The following is a 17,916-nucleotide window of genomic DNA, read 5'->3' as shown; positions in this document are numbered from 1 at the left end:
TCACCCTCCCTTGAGTTGCAGCGCGGGCTGTACGCGACAGGCCCGCCATGCCGGAAGCAGGCCGGCCAGCACGCTGGCGAGCACCGCGAGTACCACGGTTCCGAGCAGCATCGACAGGTCCATCTGCGCCAGCCTGGCGTAGTCGTCCGGACGCTGGCGGATGCTCCACAGGCCGAGTTGCGCGATACCCAGGCCCAGCACGCCACCGGCTACGCCGATCAACGCCGACTCGATGCCGAACTGCACGAAGATGTCGCGTCGCCTCGCCCCCAGCGCGCGGCGCACGCTGATCTCGCCACCGCGGCGCAGGAACTTCGCCAGCAGCAACGCCACGATGTTGAGCATGCATACGAACAGGAAGCCCAGTGCCAGCCACAGCTGCAGGTCGACATCCCCGGGCACCAGGTTTTCGTGTGCCAGCCAGCCCATCAAGCCGTACAACTTCGCGTTCCTCGGCGGACGCTGGAAGCGGCCGAGCGCCTTCTGCTGCGCCGAGTAGTCGACCAGGTATTGCCGGTAGGCCGCCACCTGTGCCGGCGTGTCCAGCTGCGCCCAGAACTGCAGCCAGCTCATGTTCGCGCTGGTCAGCGATGGCGATCTGCCCTTGCCCCAGGCGGACTGGTTGCCGCTGACCGGGAACTTCTGATCCATCGCCACCGAGAGCGGCAGGAAGAACAAGTCGGCATCGCTGTATTGGGTACCGGTCTGGTCAGCGTAGAAAAGCGGCTTGGGCGCCCAGTCCGCGGTCACGCCGATCACCCGGAAATCATGTTCGCCCAGGCGCACCGTCTGCCCCACCGCATCGCTCGTGCCGAACAGCTTGCGCGCCAGTGCGTCGGCCAGCACCAGCACCGGCGAACCGGTCGCGTCGTCTGCTGCGCTCCAGCCGCCGCCACGCTCGAATGGCACGCCGAACATCGGGAAGAACTCCGCCGTGGCGTAACGACCGCTCACGTAGATCGGATGCAGATCCGCCCGCGCAGGGCGCAGCAGTAGCGAGCCGCCCGACATCGCCGCCTGTCGCACGGCCCGATGGGCCTTGAGCAACGCCATCGCATCGGGCCAGGTCAGGTCGTCGGCCGGGTCGGGGCTGCCTTCGTGCCGTTTGTAGTCCAGCGGCAAGGGGTCCAGATGCGGGGTGTACAGCTGCGCGCTGCGCCCGGGCAACGGGTCGTCGGTCATCACGTGCAGCACCGTGATCATGGTCATGCTGGCACCGATGCCGAGACTGATCGCCAGTACCATCAGGCCGGTCAGCACGGGACTGCGGCGCAGGCTGCGCCGCGCCAGACCGAGGTAATACATCAACATCGCGAATCTCCTTTTCCCAGATGAAGCGATCGCTCACACGTGGCCAGCTAGACACTCCGTGTCGCCACCACCGGCGGCACCGCCGCGGCACGCAGCGCCGGCGCCAGCACCGAGAGCTGGCCCAGCACCCACAGCGCCAGCGCACCGACCGGCAGGTAGGCCAGCGGCAGGCGCGGCAGCTCGTAGACCTGCATCAGCGCCACGTTCAGCGCATAAGCCAGCAGCATGCCCAGCGCGATGCCGAGGCTGACGATCAGGAAGTTCTCGGTCTGGAAGTAACGCAGGATGTCGCCGCGGGTGGCGCCCAGCGCACGGCGTACGCCGATCTGCTTGCGGCGCTGGGCGACCCAGAAGCTGGCCAGGCCGACGATGCCCAGCGCGGTCACCAGCAGCAGGGCGGCGATCACGCCGAGCATCAGTCCGGCCATGATGCGGTCGTTCCTGAAGGTCTCGTGCCGCAGGTCGGTTAGGGTCTGGCTGGCGTCCCGGTCGATCACCACCTCGGGCAGGGCCCTGGCGACGGCCGCCAGCGCGTCGCGCATCACCCGCGGCATCTCCTTCGGATCAGCGCGCAGCAGGTAACTGCCGGTAAGGTAAGGCCCCGGCTGCGCCGGCACGAATACCGACCACAGCCGCTCCTGCGGCGTCCAGCCGGGCGGATCCGGCCGGACCAGGGTTTTCAGCACTCCGACGACGCGGTAGTGCGACTTGAGCATCCAGAACTCCTTGCCCAGCGGATCGACACCCGGCCAGAGGTGGTCGGCCAGGGCCTGGGTGATCTGCACGTTGGCCTCGTTGGGCATGAAGCCGGTGAACGGCTGGAAATCCTCCGGCCGCGGTCCCCGGCCGGCGACGATCCGGGACCCGAGCGCGTCCAAGCTACCCGGCGCACCGACGTAGAACTCGATCACGCCACCGAAATGCTGCCTCTCCGCATCGGTGGTGATGCCCGCGGTGCCGCGGCGGGCACCGAACGGGATGGAGTTGAGCAACGTGACCGACTGCACACCGGGTACCGCACGCAGCGCCGCCAGCGCGCGCGCGTCGACATCGACGGATTGGGAGGGGTCGTAGCCGGTCAGCTGCACCGTCGCCAGCGCAGGCTCGTCGATGCCGCTCTCCACATGCATCGCGGAGAGGCGGCTGGCAATAATGAAACAGGCGTTGCACAGCACCGCGCAGGCCAGCGCGATCTCCAGCGCGATCAGCACGGTGGCCAGGCGATGTTTGCGCAACGCGGCGAGAATGGGCGCTATCTGCATGTCCGGCTCCTCACAGCGTCTTCAGTTGCAGTGCCGGGGTGACCCGACTGGCACGCAGCGCCGGCAATACGCCGGCGAGCAGGCTGGCGGCGATGGCCAGCGCAAACGTCACCCCGAACATGCCCAGGTCCAGATGCGCCATGTCGGCGTACTCGACGGGCTGCCGGCGCACCAGCCACAGGCCAGCCAGGGTCAGCAACCAACCACCGATACCGCCGACCAGGCCAACCACACCGGCCTCCACCAGGCATTGCGCGAACACCGCCCGCCGGCTGGCGCCCAGCGCCCGCCGCACGCCGATCTCGCCGCCGCGACGCAGGAACTTCGCCAGCAGCAGTCCGATGGTGTTGAACAGGCAGATGGCGAGGAACGCGAACGCCAGCCAGGTCTGCAGCTTCACGTCGCTGGGGACCACGTGGTTGAAGTCCAGCCACTGCATCAGATGCATCATCCTTACCCGGGTTTCGGCAAAGCGGCCGAGCGCCTTCTGCTCCCTCGCATAGCTCGCGATGAAGGCTCGGTAATCTGCAGCTCTGGAGGCGCTCTCCAGCTGCACCCACAGGCCGACCCAGACGCATGGCTGGTTCTGCAGACGACCCGGCGTGGTCACCTTTCCCCAGCAGGTGAACTGCCAGAAGTTGCCGGCGTTGACCTCCAGGGCCCCGAAGAATGGCATGAAGACATCTTCCGGCTTGCCGTAGAAGCCGGCCGTCTGACCCTGGGCGAAGCGGCCGCCGCGCACGTCGTAGAACAGCGGGGAGGGCCGCCATGCATCCAGCACGCCGACGATGCGCACGTCGCTGTCCTTCAGGTGCAGCGTCCTGCCAACGCTGTTGCGGCCGCCGAAAAGCCGGTCGTTGAGACTGGCGGAGATCACCGCCACCCGCGCCCGGGCCGCATCGTCTGCCGTGGTCCAGCTGCTTCCGTAGCGGAACGGCACGTCGAACATCGGGAAGAAATCGGCCGTAGTCGCCAGCATCGGACGCATCACGGGCGGCTGGTTGGATCCTGGCGCACTCACCTTGACGTCGCTGCCGGCGATCAACGCCTGGCGGTCGGCGCGACGCGCGCTCCACAGGTCGACTGCCGATCGGTAGTCGAGCATGTCCAACGGCCCGCCCTTCGTGTAACCGGCCGGCGTGGCGTCCACCTGCGGGTAGTAGATATGACCGCTGCGCCCGGGCAGCGGATCGCCCGAAAGCAGATGCATCACCGTCAGCGTGGTCATGCTGGCGCCGATGCCTACGGCGATGGCCAGCACCATCAGCGCTGTCAGAACCTTGTTGCGCTTGAGGCTGCGCAGGGCCAGGTCGAAGTAGTAGGTGAACATGTCCTTAGCTCCTCGTCTGCCTCATGCCGCCCGCGTCGCCACCACCGGCGGCACCGCCGCTGCGCGCAGCGCCGGTCCCAGCACCGCCAGTTGCCCCAGCACCCAAAGCGCCACCGAGCCGATCGGCAGGTAGTAGCCGGGCAGGCGGCCGAGCTCGTAATGCCGCATCAGTACCAGGTTGATGCCGTAGGCGAGCGCCATGCCAAGCGCGATGCCGCCGGTGGCGATCAGGAAGTTCTCGGCCTGGAAGTAGCGCCGGATATCGGCGCGCGAGGCGCCGATGGCACGGCGAATGCCGATCTGCCGGCGCCGCTGCCCCACCCAGAAGCTGCTCAGCCCCACAATGCCCAGCGCGGTGACCAGCAGCAGCAACAGGCTCACGCCGACCAGCAGCCAGGCCATGGCGCGGTCGTTGCGGTAGTACTTCGCGCGCGCCGCCTCCAGGGTGGTGGCGTACCGGGGCGCGATCAGCCGCAGCGGACCATTGGCTTTCAGTGCCTGCAACGCCTGGCCGATCACGGCCTGCCGACGGGCCGGATCATCGACCCGCATCAGGTAGGTGCCGCGCGAATACGGCAGATCGACCGGGAACATCATCGCGTAGTCGTAGCCTCCGGCCGCGCCGTAGTCCATGGGCTGCACCAGCCGGTCGACTACGCCGACCACCCGGTTGGTACCGAAGGCATAGATAGTCTGGCCTGCGGCGTCCTGCCCGGGAAACAGATGCCGAGCCAGCGCGCGACTGATGATCACCGGTACGGCGGACGTGTCGTTCTGCAGCGCGTCGTAGCCGACGAATTCGTCGGGTCGAAACCAGCGGCCGCTCGCCAGCTTCAGGCCGAGCGTGCGCGCCAGCGGAGCACCGCCGAAATACTGGGCCACCGGCAGGCTCGGTGCCTTCGCGTCGTCACGCAGGCGTACGCTGCTGAAGCTCACCGAATCACCGAACAGGGTCGGGTTGGCGACCACCGCGTCGCTCACGCCGGGCAGCGCGCGCAGGCGTGCCAGATCGGTGCGGGTCTGCGCCATCGTCGCCTCCGGCGTACCCGGTGTGACGCTGCGCACGCCCACCTCGACCACGTGCATCTCGTCGACGCCGGTGGGTCGCTGCATGCGCTCCAGCCGGGTGCCGATGAGAAACAGCGCGTTGCAGACCACCGCACAGGAGAAGGCAATCTCCAGCACCAGCAGCCCCACCGCGATCCGGTGGCGTCCCAGGGCACGAAGAATGTGGCGTAGATGCATCGTGGGCGTCCTAGTTCGACTTCAGGGCCACGGCCGGGGCAACGTGCATCGCCCTCCAGGCGGGCAGGAGTCCGGCCAGCAGGCTGCTCAGCAGAGCCAGCACGAAGGTCGCCAGCAGCATGCTCGGATCCATGCGGATCAAGCCGGCGTAGTCGGTCGGCTGATGGCGCACCAGCACCAGGCCCAGGCCGGCCAGCGCCAGCCCGCAGACGCCGCCAGCCAGACCGACCACCCCGGCCTCGACCAGGCACTGCATGAAGATCGCGCGACGCGACGCACCCAGGGCACGTCGCACACTGATCTCGCCGCTGCGACGCAGGAACTTGGCCAGCAAAAGACCCACGGTGTTGAGCAGACAGATGCCGAGGAAGCCGAGGGCCAGCCACACCTGCAGCCGCACGTCCGAGGGCACCACACCCTTGGCGTCCAGCCACTGCATCACATCCAGCAGGCGGATCTGTCCGGGATGGGTGAAGCGCCCGGCCTGTTGCTGCTGGGCCATGTAGTTGTGCAGGTATTGCCGGTAAGCCACTCGTGTCGATGGGGCGTCGAGCTCGGCCCAGTACTGCAACCACAGGCAGGGCGCATCCGCGGCGTGCTCATCGGAGTTGTTGCCCCAGCAGTTCATCGTGCCGCTGGTCGCCAGATGCAGATCCAGCGCCGTGGCGAGCGGGACGAATACCTGTTCGCTGTCGCCGAAGCGGCCGTTGCTGAGATCGTAGAAGCGGGGATTCATGCTCCAGTCGCCGAGCACGCCGACGATCCGCAGCGACTGGCTTCCCACCTGCAGCATCGAGCCGGTGCTGTCACGACCGCCGAACAGCTGATCGTTCAACGCAGCCGAGATCACCGCCACACGGGCATGACTGCCGTCGTCGCCGCGGTCCCAGGCGCGACCGAAACGGAACGGCACGGCGAACATCGTGAAGAAGTCCGCGGTGGTGTAGCGCGACTCCAGGCTCAACGGATCACCCTGTGCCGGCGTCACCACCATGGTGCCGGCCGACATCATCGCCTGGCGATCGGCACGGGCGTCACGCAGCAGCGCCTCGGCATCCCGACGGGTCAGGTTGTCCGGCACTTCCTCGCCGGGCCTGAAATTGTCGTCCGGAAACACATTCAGGCCCACACGGAACAGGTCCGCACTCTTCTGCGGGATCGGATCACCCGACAGCACATGCATGACGGTCAACGTGGTCATGCTGGTGCCGATACCCACCGCGATGGCCAGCACCATCAGCACGGTGAGCACCTTGTTGCGCTTCAGGCTGCGCATGGCCAGATCGAGGTAGTAGCCGATCATCACGGGCTGCCCCGTCCCACGCACTCGCCGAACCCCCGTATCACCATGGGCCGCCTCACCCTGCTCTCGTCGCCACCACCGGCGGCACCGCCGCGGCGCGCAGCGCCGGGCCCAGCACGGCGACCTGGCCGATCAGCCACAGCGCGACCGCACCGACCGGGAAGTAGATCGCCGGCAGGCGGGGCAGCTCGTAGTGCTGCATCAGGAACAGGTTGATGCCGTAGGCCAGCACCATGCCGAGACCGATGCCGATGGTGGCGAGCAGGAAGTTTTCGGTCTGGAAGTAATGCAGCACGTCGCTGCGGGTCGCCCCCAGCGCACGGCGCACGCCGATCGTGCGTCGACGCTGTGCCACCCAGAAGCTGGCCAGCCCGACGATGCCCAGGGCGGTCACCACCAGCAGCGCCGCGATCACCCCGACCAGGATGCCGGCCATGGCTCGATCGTCGCGGAAGAAGTGACGACGCACCTCGTCGAAGCTGCGTTGGGTCGTGACGATACGCTGGGGGTCGGCCTTCCTCAGGGCGGCCAGCGCCGCCGCCAGCACACTGGCCCGATCCTGCGGCCGGGCGCGGATCACGTAGCTCATGCCCCGGTCCGCCCCCATGCGCAGCGGGATCACCATGGTGTATTGCGCCGTGTTCGCATCGTAGGCATTGGGGCGCACCAGGCTGGCCATGACACCGACCACCCGCAGCCCCACCGTCGGCGTCAGGTAGATCAGTCGACCCAGCGGGTTCTGTCCGGGCCAGAGGCGTTCGGCCATGTCGCGGGTGATCAGCGTGACATGCGGCAGGCTCTTGGTGTCGCCGGTCTTCAGCCCCTTCAGCGCGGTGTCCACGTCGACGAAATCGTCGTCCTGCAGGTCGCGCCCGGCGACCATTTGCACGCCCATCGTCGGCACCAGGTTCTGGCCAAAATAGGTGGTCGCGTTGAGCGTGCGCTGGGGCTGGTTCGGGTCGAGCAGCACGTTGCCATTGGAGGACGACCCACCGAACGGCACCTGGTTGGAGAACGCCACCGACTGCACGCCAGGCACCTGGCGCAGCAGCGCCAGATCTTCCTGCACGCGCGCATAGGGATTGCCGGACTTGACCACGTCGGCCACCTGGATCTGCAGCAGCTCGTGCTCCGCGACGCCGCTGGGCAAGTCCATGCGCTGCAGCCGCTGGCCGATCAGGAACACCGCGTTGCAGACGATCGCGCAGGTCAGCGCGATCTGCATGACCAGCAGGCCGGCCGTGAGCTTGTGGCGACGCAGCGTGGAGAGAATCGGAAGAATGTCCATGGTCGCCTCAGTGGCTCTTCAGCTGGAGGGCGGGTGCGACCTGGCAGGCGCGCCAGGCCGGCAACAGGCCGGCCAGCAGCGTGGCGCCCAGGGCCAGCACGAACGTCGTGAGCAGCATGCTTGGGTCCAGGTGCGCCAGCGACGCGTAGTCCGAGGATCGTTGGCGCACCAGCCAGAGGCCGCCGAGGGCCAGCACCGCGCCTCCGACGCCGCCGACGAGCCCGACCACGCCGGCTTCCACCAGCAGCTGCGCGAACAGCGAGCGGCGCGAGGCACCGAGCGCCCGACGCACCCCCAGCTCGCCGGCCCGGCGCATGAACTTGGCGAGCATCAGGCCCACCGTGTTGACCAGGCACACCGCGAGGAAGCCGAACGCCAGCCAGGTCTGCAGGCGCACGTCGTCCGGCACCACGCCGTTGTAGTCCAGCCACTGCATCAGGCTGCGCAGGCGCACGTTCGGCGGTCGCTGGAAGCGGCCCAGCGCCTTCTGCTCCTGCGAGTAGTGGACGAGGAACTGGCGGTACGCCTCGACCTTCGCGGGGGAATCGAGCTGCACCCAGAACTGCAACCAGACACAGGTATCCGCCGGCAGCAGCGTATCGGTGCCACCGCCGCCATTGCCCCAGCAGTCGTTCGAGCCGTCGCGGCTCAGGTGCAGGTCGATCATCGTCTGCAGCGGCAGGAACACCTGTTCGCCGGCGGCATAGGAGCCCGTATTGAGATCGTAGAAGTGCGGATTGGGCTGCCAGTGATCGAGCACGCCGACAATCTGGAACGCGGTGCCGGAAATGCGCAGGGTCCGCCCCACGCTGTTGGCGCCGCCGAACAGCTTCTCGTCGAGATCGCGGCTGATCACCACCTGGCGGGCCTTGGCCTCGTCGTCCGCCGCGCTCCAGGCATGCCCGAAGCGGAACGGCGTGCCGAACATCGCAAAGAAGTCCGCGGTGGTGTAGCGCGCATCCACGTAGAAGGGATCCAGCGCCGATTGCTCCGGCTGGATCGGCACCTCACCGCCCTTCATCAGGGCCTGGCGATCGGCCCGGGCTGCGTGCAGCAGGTTCATCCCATCGATCAGCGTCAACTGGGAGGGCGGCTCCTTGCTTGGCGACATGCCACGCAGGTCCTGCGGATCGATCTGCGGGTAGTAGATCACGCCGCTGCGTCCCGGCAACGGGTCACCTGACAACACATGCAGTACGGTCAGCGTGGTGATGCTGGCGCCGATGCCCAGCGCGATCGCCAGCACCATCAGCGCGGTCAGCGCCTTGTTGCGCCTGAGGCTGCGCGCGGCGAGATCGAGGTAGTACTGGAACATGGAGTTACTCCGCGCTCATCGTCGAATTTCCGGTAGGAGCCCGCTCGCGGGCGATGCGCTTGGGTTCGATGCAAAACCAGGGCAAAGGCATCGCCCGCGAGCGGGCTCTTACGGGCAGGCTCGTCATCGGGACTGTCATGCCGACCTCGTCGCCACCACCGGCGGTACCGCGGCGGCGCGAAGCGCCGGGCCGAGCACCGAGGCCTGGCCGATCAGCCACAGTGCGATGGCGCCGGCGGGCAGATAGAACCAGGGCATGCGGGCCATCTCGTAGCGTTGCATCAGGTACACGTTGATGCCGAAGGCGAGCGCCATGCCCAGCGCCACGCCGCCGGTGCTGAGCACAAAGTTCTCGGTCTGGAAGTACTGCAGGATGTGGCCGCGGGTGGCGCCGACCGCCCGGCGGATGCCGATCTGCCGGCGCCGCTGGTTCACCCAGAAGCTGGTCAGGCCGACGATGCCGAAGGCGGTGACCGCCAGCATCACCACGCACACCAGCACCAGCATCCAGGCCATCGAGCTCATGTCGGCGAAGTAGCCGCGGCGGATCTCCGGGTAGCCGCGTCCGTGCGCCACGCCGCCGGGATTGAGGTCGGCCAGCTTCTGCTCGGCTTCGCGCACCAGCCGGTCGCGGTCGCGTGGCGCGCTGCGCACCACGTAGTGGGACAGCGCCCCCTTGGAGCCGGCCGCGCTCATCGGGAAGAACGCCGCGTCGTAGTTGGCAGGGGAGTTCACGTCGCCGATGTACGGGCGCAGCACGTCCGCCACCACGCCGATCACGGTGTAGTAGTGAGGCGTGGCATACAGCGTCTTGCCCACGGCCGGCTGCCCCGGCCACATTTTCGCGGCCAGGCTGCGGGTGACCAGCACCACATGGGTTTCCGGCAGCGGCGACTTGTCGAAACGGCTGTCGGCGTAGTCGCCGTCGTTGAACGAGCGGCCCTCGAGCACCTGCAAGCCGAGCGCCGCATCCCCACCGCTGCCCAGGAAGTACATCGACACGTTCCGGCTGCCGCGGTCAGTAAGCGTGTCGCCCGGCTTGGTGCCGAAACCCCAGCCCCAGTTGTTCTGGCTGAGCGGCAGCGTGCTTACCACGGCGGCGGCCTGCACGCCCGGCAGGCCGCGCAGGGCCGCCAGATTGCGCGGGATGTCGCTGCCGGCCAGTTCGGGGTCGGTGCCATTGAGCGTGACCTCGGCAATGCCGGCCTCGTCGATGGCGTTGGGCAGGTGGATCGAGGCCACGCGCTGACTGATCATGAACACGGCGTTGCACAGCACCGCGCAGGCGAGCGCGATCTCCAGCACGATCAGCAGGGCCGGAATGCGATGCCGGCGAAGGCTGGCAAGAATGGGGCGGATATCCATGATCGGTCTCACATCGCCTTGAGCTGGGGAGCGGGCGCCAGCAGGCAGGCGCGCCAGGCCGGCAGCAGACCGGCGATCAGGCTGGCCACCAATGCCACCACGAACGTGAATGCGAACATCGCCGGATCCAGGTGCGCCAGGTGCGCGTACTGCGCCGGCTGGTGGCGGATGCCAAACAGCCCCAGCTCGGCTAACGCCAAGCCGAGCACCCCGCCGGCCAGGCCGATGATCGATGCCTCCACCATGAACTGCACGAAGATCTCGCGCCGCGTGGCGCCGAGCGCGCGCCGCACGCCGATTTCCTGCGAGCGTCGCAGGCACTTGGCCAACAGCAGACCCACGGTGTTCACCACGCAGATCAGCAGGAAGCCGAAGGCGAGATAGACCTGCAGGCGCACGTCGTCCGGCACCACGTGCTGGTCGCGCAGCCAGCCCATCAGGTCGAGCAGGGAACTATCGGTGCGCTGAAAGCGGCCGAGGGCGACCTGCTCCTTCACATAGCCGTCGAGGAAGCGGCGGTAGCCAGCCACGGCGGAGGAGTCGTCCAGTTCGACCCACAGGCCGAGCCACTCGCAGGGAGCCGATTCCAGATGGGTGAAATCGTCGACGGCCTGGTAGCACTCGGTGTCCTGCGGACCCATCTTCAGCGCACGCGCGGCTTTGAGCGGCAGGAATACCGCGTCGCCGTCGCCGTAGTGGTCGCCACCCAGTCCCAGCGTGTAGAAGCGCGGCTGCGGCGCCCACGGCTTGAGCACGCCGACCACCCGGAAGTCGTGGTCGTTCAGGCGCACCATCCGCCCCACGCTGTCGGCGCCATCGAACAGCTTGTCGTTGAGGAAGCTGGCGATCACCACCACCTGCGCGCCGCCCTCGTCGTCCGTGGCGCTCCAGCCGCTGCCGTACTGGAAACCGGCATCGAACATCGCGAAGAAGTCGGCGGTGGTCATCACGCCGTCACTGAAGAACGGATGCGCATGGGCCTGCGGCGGCATGATCTTGGCCTGGGTCAGCGCCATCACCGCCTGGCGCGTCGCGCGATGGGCGTGCAGCAGGTTCATCGCATCCACGTAGCCCATCGTCCGCGGCAGCCTGCCGTTCGAGTCGATGGCGCTGTTCTTCGGACTGGGATCGAGCTGCGGATAGAACAATCGCGCGCTCTTCTGCGGCAGTGGGTCGCCCGAGAGCAGCCGCAGCACGGTGAGCGTGGTGATCGACGCACCGATGCCCAGCGCCAGCGCCAGCACCATCAGCATGGTGAGCACCCGGTTGCGCTTCAGGCTGCGCACTGCCAGATCGAGGTAGTAGACCAACATCCGATTGCCCCTTGAAAGAACGCCCCGGCTTCGCCACCGTGCACTTACACCGAACGCGTGGCCTCGACTGGCGGCACGCGCGACGCCCTCAGCGCCGGCGCGAAAACCGCGCCCTGCCCCAGCAGCAACAGCAGCAGGACACCGACGACCAGATAGACCATCGGCATCGGCTGGGAAGCGAAGCGCAGCATCAGCCACAGGTTCGTGCCGATGGCCAGCAGCAACCCGAGCAGCACGCCGCCGCCGGTGATCAGCAGGTTTTCGGTGAGGAAGTAGCTCAGGATGTCGCGCTGACGCGCACCCAGCGCCCGGCGCACCCCGATCTGCTTGCGCCGCTGCCCCACCCAGAAACTGGTCAGGCCCACGATGCCGGCGGCGGTGATGGCCAGCAGCACCACGCTGATCACACTCATCAGGATGACCATGCCGCGGTCGCTGTCGTAGACACGGTGGCGGATCTCGGCATAGCTCTGGATGCCGTCCTTCGGATCGATGATGCGCATGCGGTTTTGTGCATACAGAGCCTTGGGTGCGTCGCGCATCGCGGCAGCAAGCTGTCCGGGTCTGGCACGCACGATGTAGTAGATGCCTTTCGAGTCATCCGCCCGCAACGGCCAGATCAGCGCCTGGCCGGCGTAGCTGTTGCTCCACGAATCCACACCCTGCCGATGCAGCGGATCGACGATGCCGATGATGGTGCTTGGCGTAGTACCCATCGCGTAGAAGCTCTTGCCGAGGGCGTTGCCACCGGGGAAGAGACGCTCGGCCAGCGCCTTGCTCACGATCGCGGTCGACGGAGTGATCGCCTGCTGCGTGCCCATGGCCGTCACTTCGTCGGGGCGGAAGTTGCGCCCCGCGACGAGATTCAGGCCCAGCGTGTCGATGAAATGTTCGTCGCCGGTGTATACCGCCGCATCCGTGGTCGGCTTGACCTGGTCGGGCGTCATGGTGACGAAATTGTCCCACCCTCCGCCCCGCAGCGGATAACCGCTGGCAGGCGTGGTATCGAGCACGGCGGGCAATTGCCGCAAGGCAATCAGATCGGCGCGCACTTGCGCATCGACCTGCTCTGTCGAGCGATTCACGTCGGCCCAATAGTTGGCGATGACGAACACGTCCCCCTCGTCCACGCCGCTGGCCTGCGACAAATTGGCCAGTCGCTGGTGGATGATGAAAAACGCGTTGCAGACGATGGCGAGTGTCAGCGCGATCTGCAGCGCGATCAGCAAGGTGCCCGCCTTGTGCCGGCGCAGCGCGACGAGGATGGGCCTGATCTGGATATCCATGGCTTTCTCCTCAGCTCGATTTCAGTTGCCAGGCCGGCTGCACGTGCGCCGCGCGCCACGCCGGGTAGAACGCGGCCATCACGGTGGCGACGATGGCGACGGCAAGCGTGAGCGCCACCAGCGACGGATCGAGCCGGGCCAGCTTCGCGATCTCCGGCCGGAACAGCACGCTCACGCCCCCGACGCCCACTGCGGTGAGCAGCAGGCCCACCAGACCACCGGTCAGGCCCACCGTGCCGGCCTCGATCAGGTATTGCGCATAGATCTCGCCGCGCGTCGCCCCCAGGGCGCGGCGCACGCCGATCTCTCCGGCGCGCCGCATGAACTTCGCCAACAGCAGGCCGATGGTGTTGACCAGGCAGATCACGAAAAAGCCCAGCGCCACCGCCAGCGAAATGCGGCTCTCCGGCGGCACCACCTGTTCCTGGTCCATCCACTGCATCACGTCACGCAGCCGTACGTTCGGCGCCCAGTTGAAGCGGCCGGCATGCTGCTGCTCGGCGGCGTAGTTGGTAAGGAACCGACGATAACCAGCGACGTCGACGGAACTGTCCAGCTCCACCCACGGAGTGATCCACACGCAGTTGCTCTGCAGATACTCCTGCCAGGTGGTGAAGCTGAGCGAGCCGCGGCAGCTGTTGCGACCACCGGTGCGCATCTGCAGATCTAGGGCGCGGTTGAACACCATGTAGATGTCCGGTTCGTCGGCAAAGCCGCCGGTGCTGAACAGATCGTAGAAGCGCGGACGCGGGTTCCAGTGGCTGGCCACTCCCACGATGCGGTAATCGTGGCCGCCGAGGTTGAGCGTTTGCCCCACGCTGTCGGCTCCGCCGAACAGCTTCTGGTCGAGCTCGTCACTGATCACGACATCGGCGGTGCGCGCAGCGTCGTCCTGCCCGCTCCAGCCGCTGCCGTACCGGAACGGCACCTCGAACATGGCGAAGAAATCGCTGGTAACCGCGTAACCGTTGGCGTTCAGAGGCAGGTCGCGATTGCCCTGCGGGATCACCGAGAGTTGCACGGGATACAGCAGTGTCTGGCGCTTCGCCTCGTTTGCGCGCATCAGCGCCATGGCGTCGACATAGCCGAGCGCTTCCGCCGGCTCGCCGCCCTTCAGGTTCTGCTGCGGTCCCCAGGCATCGATCTGCGGCGTGAACAGCCGCGCCGACCGGTCCGGGATGGGGTTGCCCGATACCGCACGGAACACCGCGTAGGTGGTCATCGAAGCGGCCACGCCGAAGCCGATCGCCATGACCATCAATGCGGTAAGCGCCGGGTTGCGGCGCAGGCTCCGCAGGCCGAGCTGAAAGTAGTAGCCGAACATTCATAGCTCCCAGAGCTGCCCCCTCGCCCCTGGAAGGCGAGGGGGCGAGATCACACGCTGCGCGTCGCCACCACCGGCGGCACGTTGGAAGCGCGCCGCGCCGGTGCGAATACCGCCCCCTGGCCCAGCGCCATCACCGCCACGATGCCGGCCAGCACGTACAGCACCGGCAAGCGGTCCATCTCGAAACGCTTCATCAGCAGCATGTTCAGACCGATGGCCAGGCCCAACCCGATCACCGCGCCGGCACCGGAGATCAGCAGGTTCTCCATCTGGAAGTAGTGCAGGATGTCGATCTTTCGCGCACCCAGGGCGCGGCGCACGCCGATCTGGCGGTGGCGCTGGCCGACCCAGAAGCTGGTCAGGCCGACGATGCCAGCGGCGGTCACGCCCAGCAGGATCAGGCAGACCACGCCCATCAGGACCGCCATGCCGACGTCGGAGCGGTAGGCCTCCTGGCGGATCTGCGCGAACGACTTGACGCTGTCGTCGTCGAGCACGCGCATGCGGCTCACCCCGTACAGCACGTTGGGCACCGCGTGCATCACCGCCTGCAGCCGCCCCGGCCTGGTGCGGATCGCGTAGCGCGAGAAGTTGGCGTTCAGGCGGAACGGCTCGATCGTCGCGTTCCAGAGGAAACCGTTGACCCAGCTGCCGGTGGCCGGAGCCTGCAGGCGCTCCACCTCGCCGATGATGGTGCTGGGCGAGCTGCCGCCGTCCAGGTAGATCGCCTTGCCCAGCGCGTCGCCTTTCGGATACAGCTTGTCGGCCAGTGCCTTGGTCACGATGATCACCGCCGGCGTGCCGCTGTCGCGGAATCCGCGATTCTGCACGTCGGCCGCGGTGAAGCCGCGCCCGGCCACCAGCTTCAGGCCCAGCGTCTTGAGCAGGTGCTCGTCGCCGAAGTAATAGACGCTGCGCGCGTTGCCCGCGCGCAGGTCGCTGCCGGGCTTGAGCGCCACCGACCCGGTCCACGACGAGTTGAGCAGCGGCAGCGAGTTGATCGGCACCACCGATTCCACGTCCGGCATCGCGCGCAGCGCGGCGAGGTCGGCCTGCAGCAGGCTGTCGAGCTTCTCCACGTCTCCGGGCTGATCGCCGCTGGGTGCGCCGACCCAGCCCTGGGAAACCAGCATCAGGTTGTCTTCCACCAGGCCGGTGGGCCGGTTCACGCGCTCGATGCGCTGACCGATGATGAACACCGCGTTGCAGACGATGGCCAGGGTCAGCGCGATCTGCAGGGCGATCAGCACCACGCCTGCCTTGTGCCGGCGCAGGGCCGCGATCATGGGATGGAGCTTCATGGCGTGATCCTCAGTTCGACTTCAGCTGCCAGGCGGGCTGCACGCGCGAGGCCCGGAAGGTGGGATAGAGGCCGGCCAGCATCGTGGCGACCACGGCGACCAGCAGGGTGATGGCCAGCAGCGAGACGTCCAGCCGCGCCAGCGAGGCGATGTCCTTGGGCATCACCCAGCCCACGCTGGCCACGCCGACACCCGTCAGCAGCAGTCCCAGCACGCCGCCGGCCAGGCCCACGATGCCGGCCTCGGTGAGGAACTGCGCGTAGATCGCGCTGCGCTGGGCGCCCAGGGCGCGGCGCACGCCGATCTCGCTGCTGCGACGCAGGAACTTGGCCAGCAGCAGGCCGGCGGTGTTGACCAGGCAGACCACCAGCAGCCCCAGGGCGACCAGCAGCGAGACCTTGGTGTCGCTGGGCACCACGTGCTCGGCGTCGAGCCAGGCCGGCACGTCGCGCAGGCGATTGTTGGGTGCCCAGCCGAAACGCCCGGCCTTCTGCTGGTCCCGCGCGTAGCCGTCCAGGTACTCGCGATAGGCCTGCACCGCCGCGGCATCGTCCAGCTGCACCATGTAGGCCATCCACACGCAGCTGGAATGCTGCAGGCCGACGAAGCCGGACTCCTTCGGCACTTCATTGCAGTTGGTGTTGCCGTTGTTCGGCATGCCCACGTCGATGGCGCGGTTGAATGGCAGGAGCACGTCCTCGGCGCCGTCGGTGAAGCCGCCGGTATTGACGACGTCGAAGAAGCGCGGCTGCGGGTTCCAGTGATCGGTCACGCCGACCACGCGGTAGTCCTTGCCTTCGATGTCCAGCGTGCGGCCGACGCTGTTTTGCCCACCGAACAGCTTGTCGTTGAGCTTGCTGCTGATCACCACCACGGCGGAGCGCTGGGTATCGTCGTCCGCCGTCCAGCCGGCGCCGTACTTGAACGGCACGTCGACCATCGGGAAAAACTCGCTGAACACTGCATGCCCGCTGACGTTGATCGGATGCTTGCTGGCATCGGCCGGAACCACCGACGGCGAGATCTGGTACATCGCCGACTGGTACCTGGCGCGGTGCGCGCGCATCAGTGCCATGGCGTCGGCGTAGTCCATCGCGTCCGGTGGGTCGCCGTTCGGATCGCGCGCCTTCGGGCCCCACATGTCGATCTGCGGCACGAACAGCTTGGACGACTTCCACGGGATCGGATCACCCGACACCGCGCGGAATACGGAATAGGTGGTCATCGACGCGGCAACGCCGAAGCCGATCGCCAGCACCATCAGCAGGGTCAGGCCGCGGCTGCGCTTGAGGCTTCGCAACGCCAGTTCGAAATAGTAGGCAAACATGAGCCGATCCTCGGGGTGACTTGCACGACCGGGGGCGCGCGGCATCGCTGCCGCGGACCTTCCCCCTGCATGACGCGGCGGCCGTGGCCGCCGCAGACGCTCAGCTGCGTCCCTGCCCCTGGCGGGCCTCGACGACGTGCGCGTGGAAACGCGGGTCTTCGGCGAGGTCGACCACCTGGCCGTCGATGATGTGCACGTTGCGCTGGGCGCGTGCGGCCAGCTCCGGATCGTGCGTCACCATCACGATGGTGGCGCCCTCGCGGTGGATCTCCTCCAGCAGCTCCATCACGCCGCGGGCCATCTGGGTGTCCAGGTTGCCGGTCGGTTCGTCCGCCAGCAGCAGGCGCGGCGAGCCGGCCAGCGCGCGGGCGATCGCCACGCGCTGCTGCTGGCCGCCGGACAGTTCCGCCGGATAGTGCTTGGCGCGCGAGGCCAGGCCGACGCGCTCGAGCGCGCCCATGATCCGCTCCTTGCGCTCGGGCGCCTTCATCCCGCGGTAGCGCAGCGGCACTTCGACGTTGTCGAACACGTTGAGGTCGGGAATCAGGTTGAACGCCTGGAAGATGAAGCCGATCTTCTCGTTGCGGATCTTCGAGCGGGCGTTGTCGTCGAGCTGGCTCACCTCGATGTTGTCCAGGTGATAGGTGCCGCCGGTGAAGGTTTCCAGCAGGCCGGCGATGGTGAGGAAGGTGGTCTTGCCCGAGCCGGACGGGCCGGTGACGGCCACGAACTCGCCTTCCTTCACGTCGATGTTGAAATCGCGCAGCGCGTAGGTCTCCACCACTTCGGTGCGGTAGACCTTGGACAGGTGGGTCATCTTGAGCATGGTTTTTCCTTACTCGGTGGTGGTCTGGAGGGTGGCGGCGGAGAACGGGGAATGGAGAGTCGGGAGCACCGCATTCGCTGATCTGGGGAGAGCACCTTGCGGTCCCGTCGTCCGGCA

The 17,916-nt window shown here is 67.4% G+C and carries 14 protein-coding genes; all 14 read right to left on the bottom strand.

What is annotated here, in order from left to right:
* Positions 1 to 1,311: an ABC transporter permease gene (locus NC595_RS05640; RefSeq protein WP_253565299.1), complete on the bottom strand. Its 1,311-nt coding sequence runs from the start codon at positions 1,309 to 1,311 to the stop codon at positions 1 to 3.
* A 47-nt stretch (positions 1,312 to 1,358) separates the two neighbouring features.
* Positions 1,359 to 2,573 (bottom strand): ABC transporter permease, encoded by a 1,215-nt coding sequence (locus NC595_RS05635; RefSeq protein ID WP_253565298.1) that lies wholly within the window; start codon positions 2,571 to 2,573, stop codon positions 1,359 to 1,361.
* 10 nt (positions 2,574 to 2,583) lie between these two features.
* Positions 2,584 to 3,903 (bottom strand): ABC transporter permease, encoded by a 1,320-nt coding sequence (locus NC595_RS05630; RefSeq protein ID WP_253565297.1) that lies wholly within the window; start codon positions 3,901 to 3,903, stop codon positions 2,584 to 2,586.
* Positions 3,904 to 3,924: 21 nt separating this feature from the next.
* Positions 3,925 to 5,148 (bottom strand): ABC transporter permease, encoded by a 1,224-nt coding sequence (locus NC595_RS05625; protein ID WP_253565296.1) that lies wholly within the window; start codon positions 5,146 to 5,148, stop codon positions 3,925 to 3,927.
* A gap of 10 nt (positions 5,149 to 5,158) precedes the next feature.
* Positions 5,159 to 6,451 (bottom strand): ABC transporter permease, encoded by a 1,293-nt coding sequence (locus tag NC595_RS05620; protein WP_253565706.1) that lies wholly within the window; start codon positions 6,449 to 6,451, stop codon positions 5,159 to 5,161.
* 55 nt (positions 6,452 to 6,506) lie between these two features.
* Entirely contained in the window at positions 6,507 to 7,739 is a 1,233-nt protein-coding gene (locus tag NC595_RS05615) for an ABC transporter permease (RefSeq protein ID WP_253565295.1), read from the bottom strand.
* Between the two features lie 7 nt (positions 7,740 to 7,746).
* A complete protein-coding gene (locus NC595_RS05610; protein ID WP_253565294.1) occupies positions 7,747 to 9,054 on the bottom strand; it encodes an ABC transporter permease in 1,308 nt (435 codons plus the stop codon).
* 135 nt (positions 9,055 to 9,189) lie between these two features.
* On the bottom strand, positions 9,190 to 10,419 hold the full coding sequence (locus NC595_RS05605; RefSeq protein ID WP_253565293.1) for an ABC transporter permease: 1,230 nt from the start codon (positions 10,417 to 10,419) through the stop codon (positions 9,190 to 9,192).
* A gap of 8 nt (positions 10,420 to 10,427) precedes the next feature.
* Complete coding sequence (locus tag NC595_RS05600) at positions 10,428 to 11,732, bottom strand: ABC transporter permease (RefSeq protein WP_253565292.1); 1,305 nt, start codon at positions 11,730 to 11,732, stop codon at positions 10,428 to 10,430.
* A gap of 44 nt (positions 11,733 to 11,776) precedes the next feature.
* Positions 11,777 to 13,018 (bottom strand): ABC transporter permease, encoded by a 1,242-nt coding sequence (locus tag NC595_RS05595; protein WP_253565291.1) that lies wholly within the window; start codon positions 13,016 to 13,018, stop codon positions 11,777 to 11,779.
* 10 nt (positions 13,019 to 13,028) lie between these two features.
* A complete protein-coding gene (locus NC595_RS05590; RefSeq protein ID WP_253565290.1) occupies positions 13,029 to 14,342 on the bottom strand; it encodes an ABC transporter permease in 1,314 nt (437 codons plus the stop codon).
* 50 nt (positions 14,343 to 14,392) lie between these two features.
* Entirely contained in the window at positions 14,393 to 15,646 is a 1,254-nt protein-coding gene (locus NC595_RS05585; protein ID WP_253565289.1) for an ABC transporter permease, read from the bottom strand.
* A 10-nt stretch (positions 15,647 to 15,656) separates the two neighbouring features.
* Complete coding sequence (locus tag NC595_RS05580; RefSeq protein ID WP_253565288.1) at positions 15,657 to 16,973, bottom strand: ABC transporter permease; 1,317 nt, start codon at positions 16,971 to 16,973, stop codon at positions 15,657 to 15,659.
* Between the two features lie 100 nt (positions 16,974 to 17,073).
* Positions 17,074 to 17,799 (bottom strand): ABC transporter ATP-binding protein, encoded by a 726-nt coding sequence (locus tag NC595_RS05575; RefSeq protein WP_253565287.1) that lies wholly within the window; start codon positions 17,797 to 17,799, stop codon positions 17,074 to 17,076.
* Between the last annotated feature and the right edge of the window lie 117 nt (positions 17,800 to 17,916).

The sequence above is a fragment of the Dyella lutea genome (genome assembly GCF_024158035.1).
Lineage (GTDB): Bacteria > Pseudomonadota > Gammaproteobacteria > Xanthomonadales > Rhodanobacteraceae > Dyella_A > Dyella_A lutea.
This window is presented reverse-complemented; position numbering and strand designations above follow the sequence as displayed.

Bases quoted from the DNA above. Each gene is read 5' to 3' on its own strand.
- NC595_RS05625 (WP_253565296.1), bottom strand. From the start codon at position 5,148: ATGCATCTACGCCACATTCTTCGTGCCCTGGGACGCCACCGGATCGCG.
- NC595_RS05600 (WP_253565292.1), bottom strand. From the start codon at position 11,732: ATGTTGGTCTACTACCTCGATCTGGCAGTGCGCAGCCTGAAGCGCAAC.
- NC595_RS05590 (WP_253565290.1), bottom strand. From the start codon at position 14,342: ATGTTCGGCTACTACTTTCAGCTCGGCCTGCGGAGCCTGCGCCGCAAC.
- NC595_RS05595 (WP_253565291.1), bottom strand. From the start codon at position 13,018: ATGGATATCCAGATCAGGCCCATCCTCGTCGCGCTGCGCCGGCACAAG.
- NC595_RS05585 (WP_253565289.1), bottom strand. From the start codon at position 15,646: ATGAAGCTCCATCCCATGATCGCGGCCCTGCGCCGGCACAAGGCAGGC.
- NC595_RS05620 (WP_253565706.1), bottom strand. From the start codon at position 6,451: ATGATCGGCTACTACCTCGATCTGGCCATGCGCAGCCTGAAGCGCAAC.
- NC595_RS05575 (WP_253565287.1), bottom strand. From the start codon at position 17,799: ATGCTCAAGATGACCCACCTGTCCAAGGTCTACCGCACCGAAGTGGTG.
- NC595_RS05635 (WP_253565298.1), bottom strand. From the start codon at position 2,573: ATGCAGATAGCGCCCATTCTCGCCGCGTTGCGCAAACATCGCCTGGCC.
- NC595_RS05605 (WP_253565293.1), bottom strand. From the start codon at position 10,419: ATGGATATCCGCCCCATTCTTGCCAGCCTTCGCCGGCATCGCATTCCG.
- NC595_RS05580 (WP_253565288.1), bottom strand. From the start codon at position 16,973: ATGTTTGCCTACTATTTCGAACTGGCGTTGCGAAGCCTCAAGCGCAGC.
- NC595_RS05640 (WP_253565299.1), bottom strand. From the start codon at position 1,311: ATGTTGATGTATTACCTCGGTCTGGCGCGGCGCAGCCTGCGCCGCAGT.
- NC595_RS05610 (WP_253565294.1), bottom strand. From the start codon at position 9,054: ATGTTCCAGTACTACCTCGATCTCGCCGCGCGCAGCCTCAGGCGCAAC.
- NC595_RS05615 (WP_253565295.1), bottom strand. From the start codon at position 7,739: ATGGACATTCTTCCGATTCTCTCCACGCTGCGTCGCCACAAGCTCACG.
- NC595_RS05630 (WP_253565297.1), bottom strand. From the start codon at position 3,903: ATGTTCACCTACTACTTCGACCTGGCCCTGCGCAGCCTCAAGCGCAAC.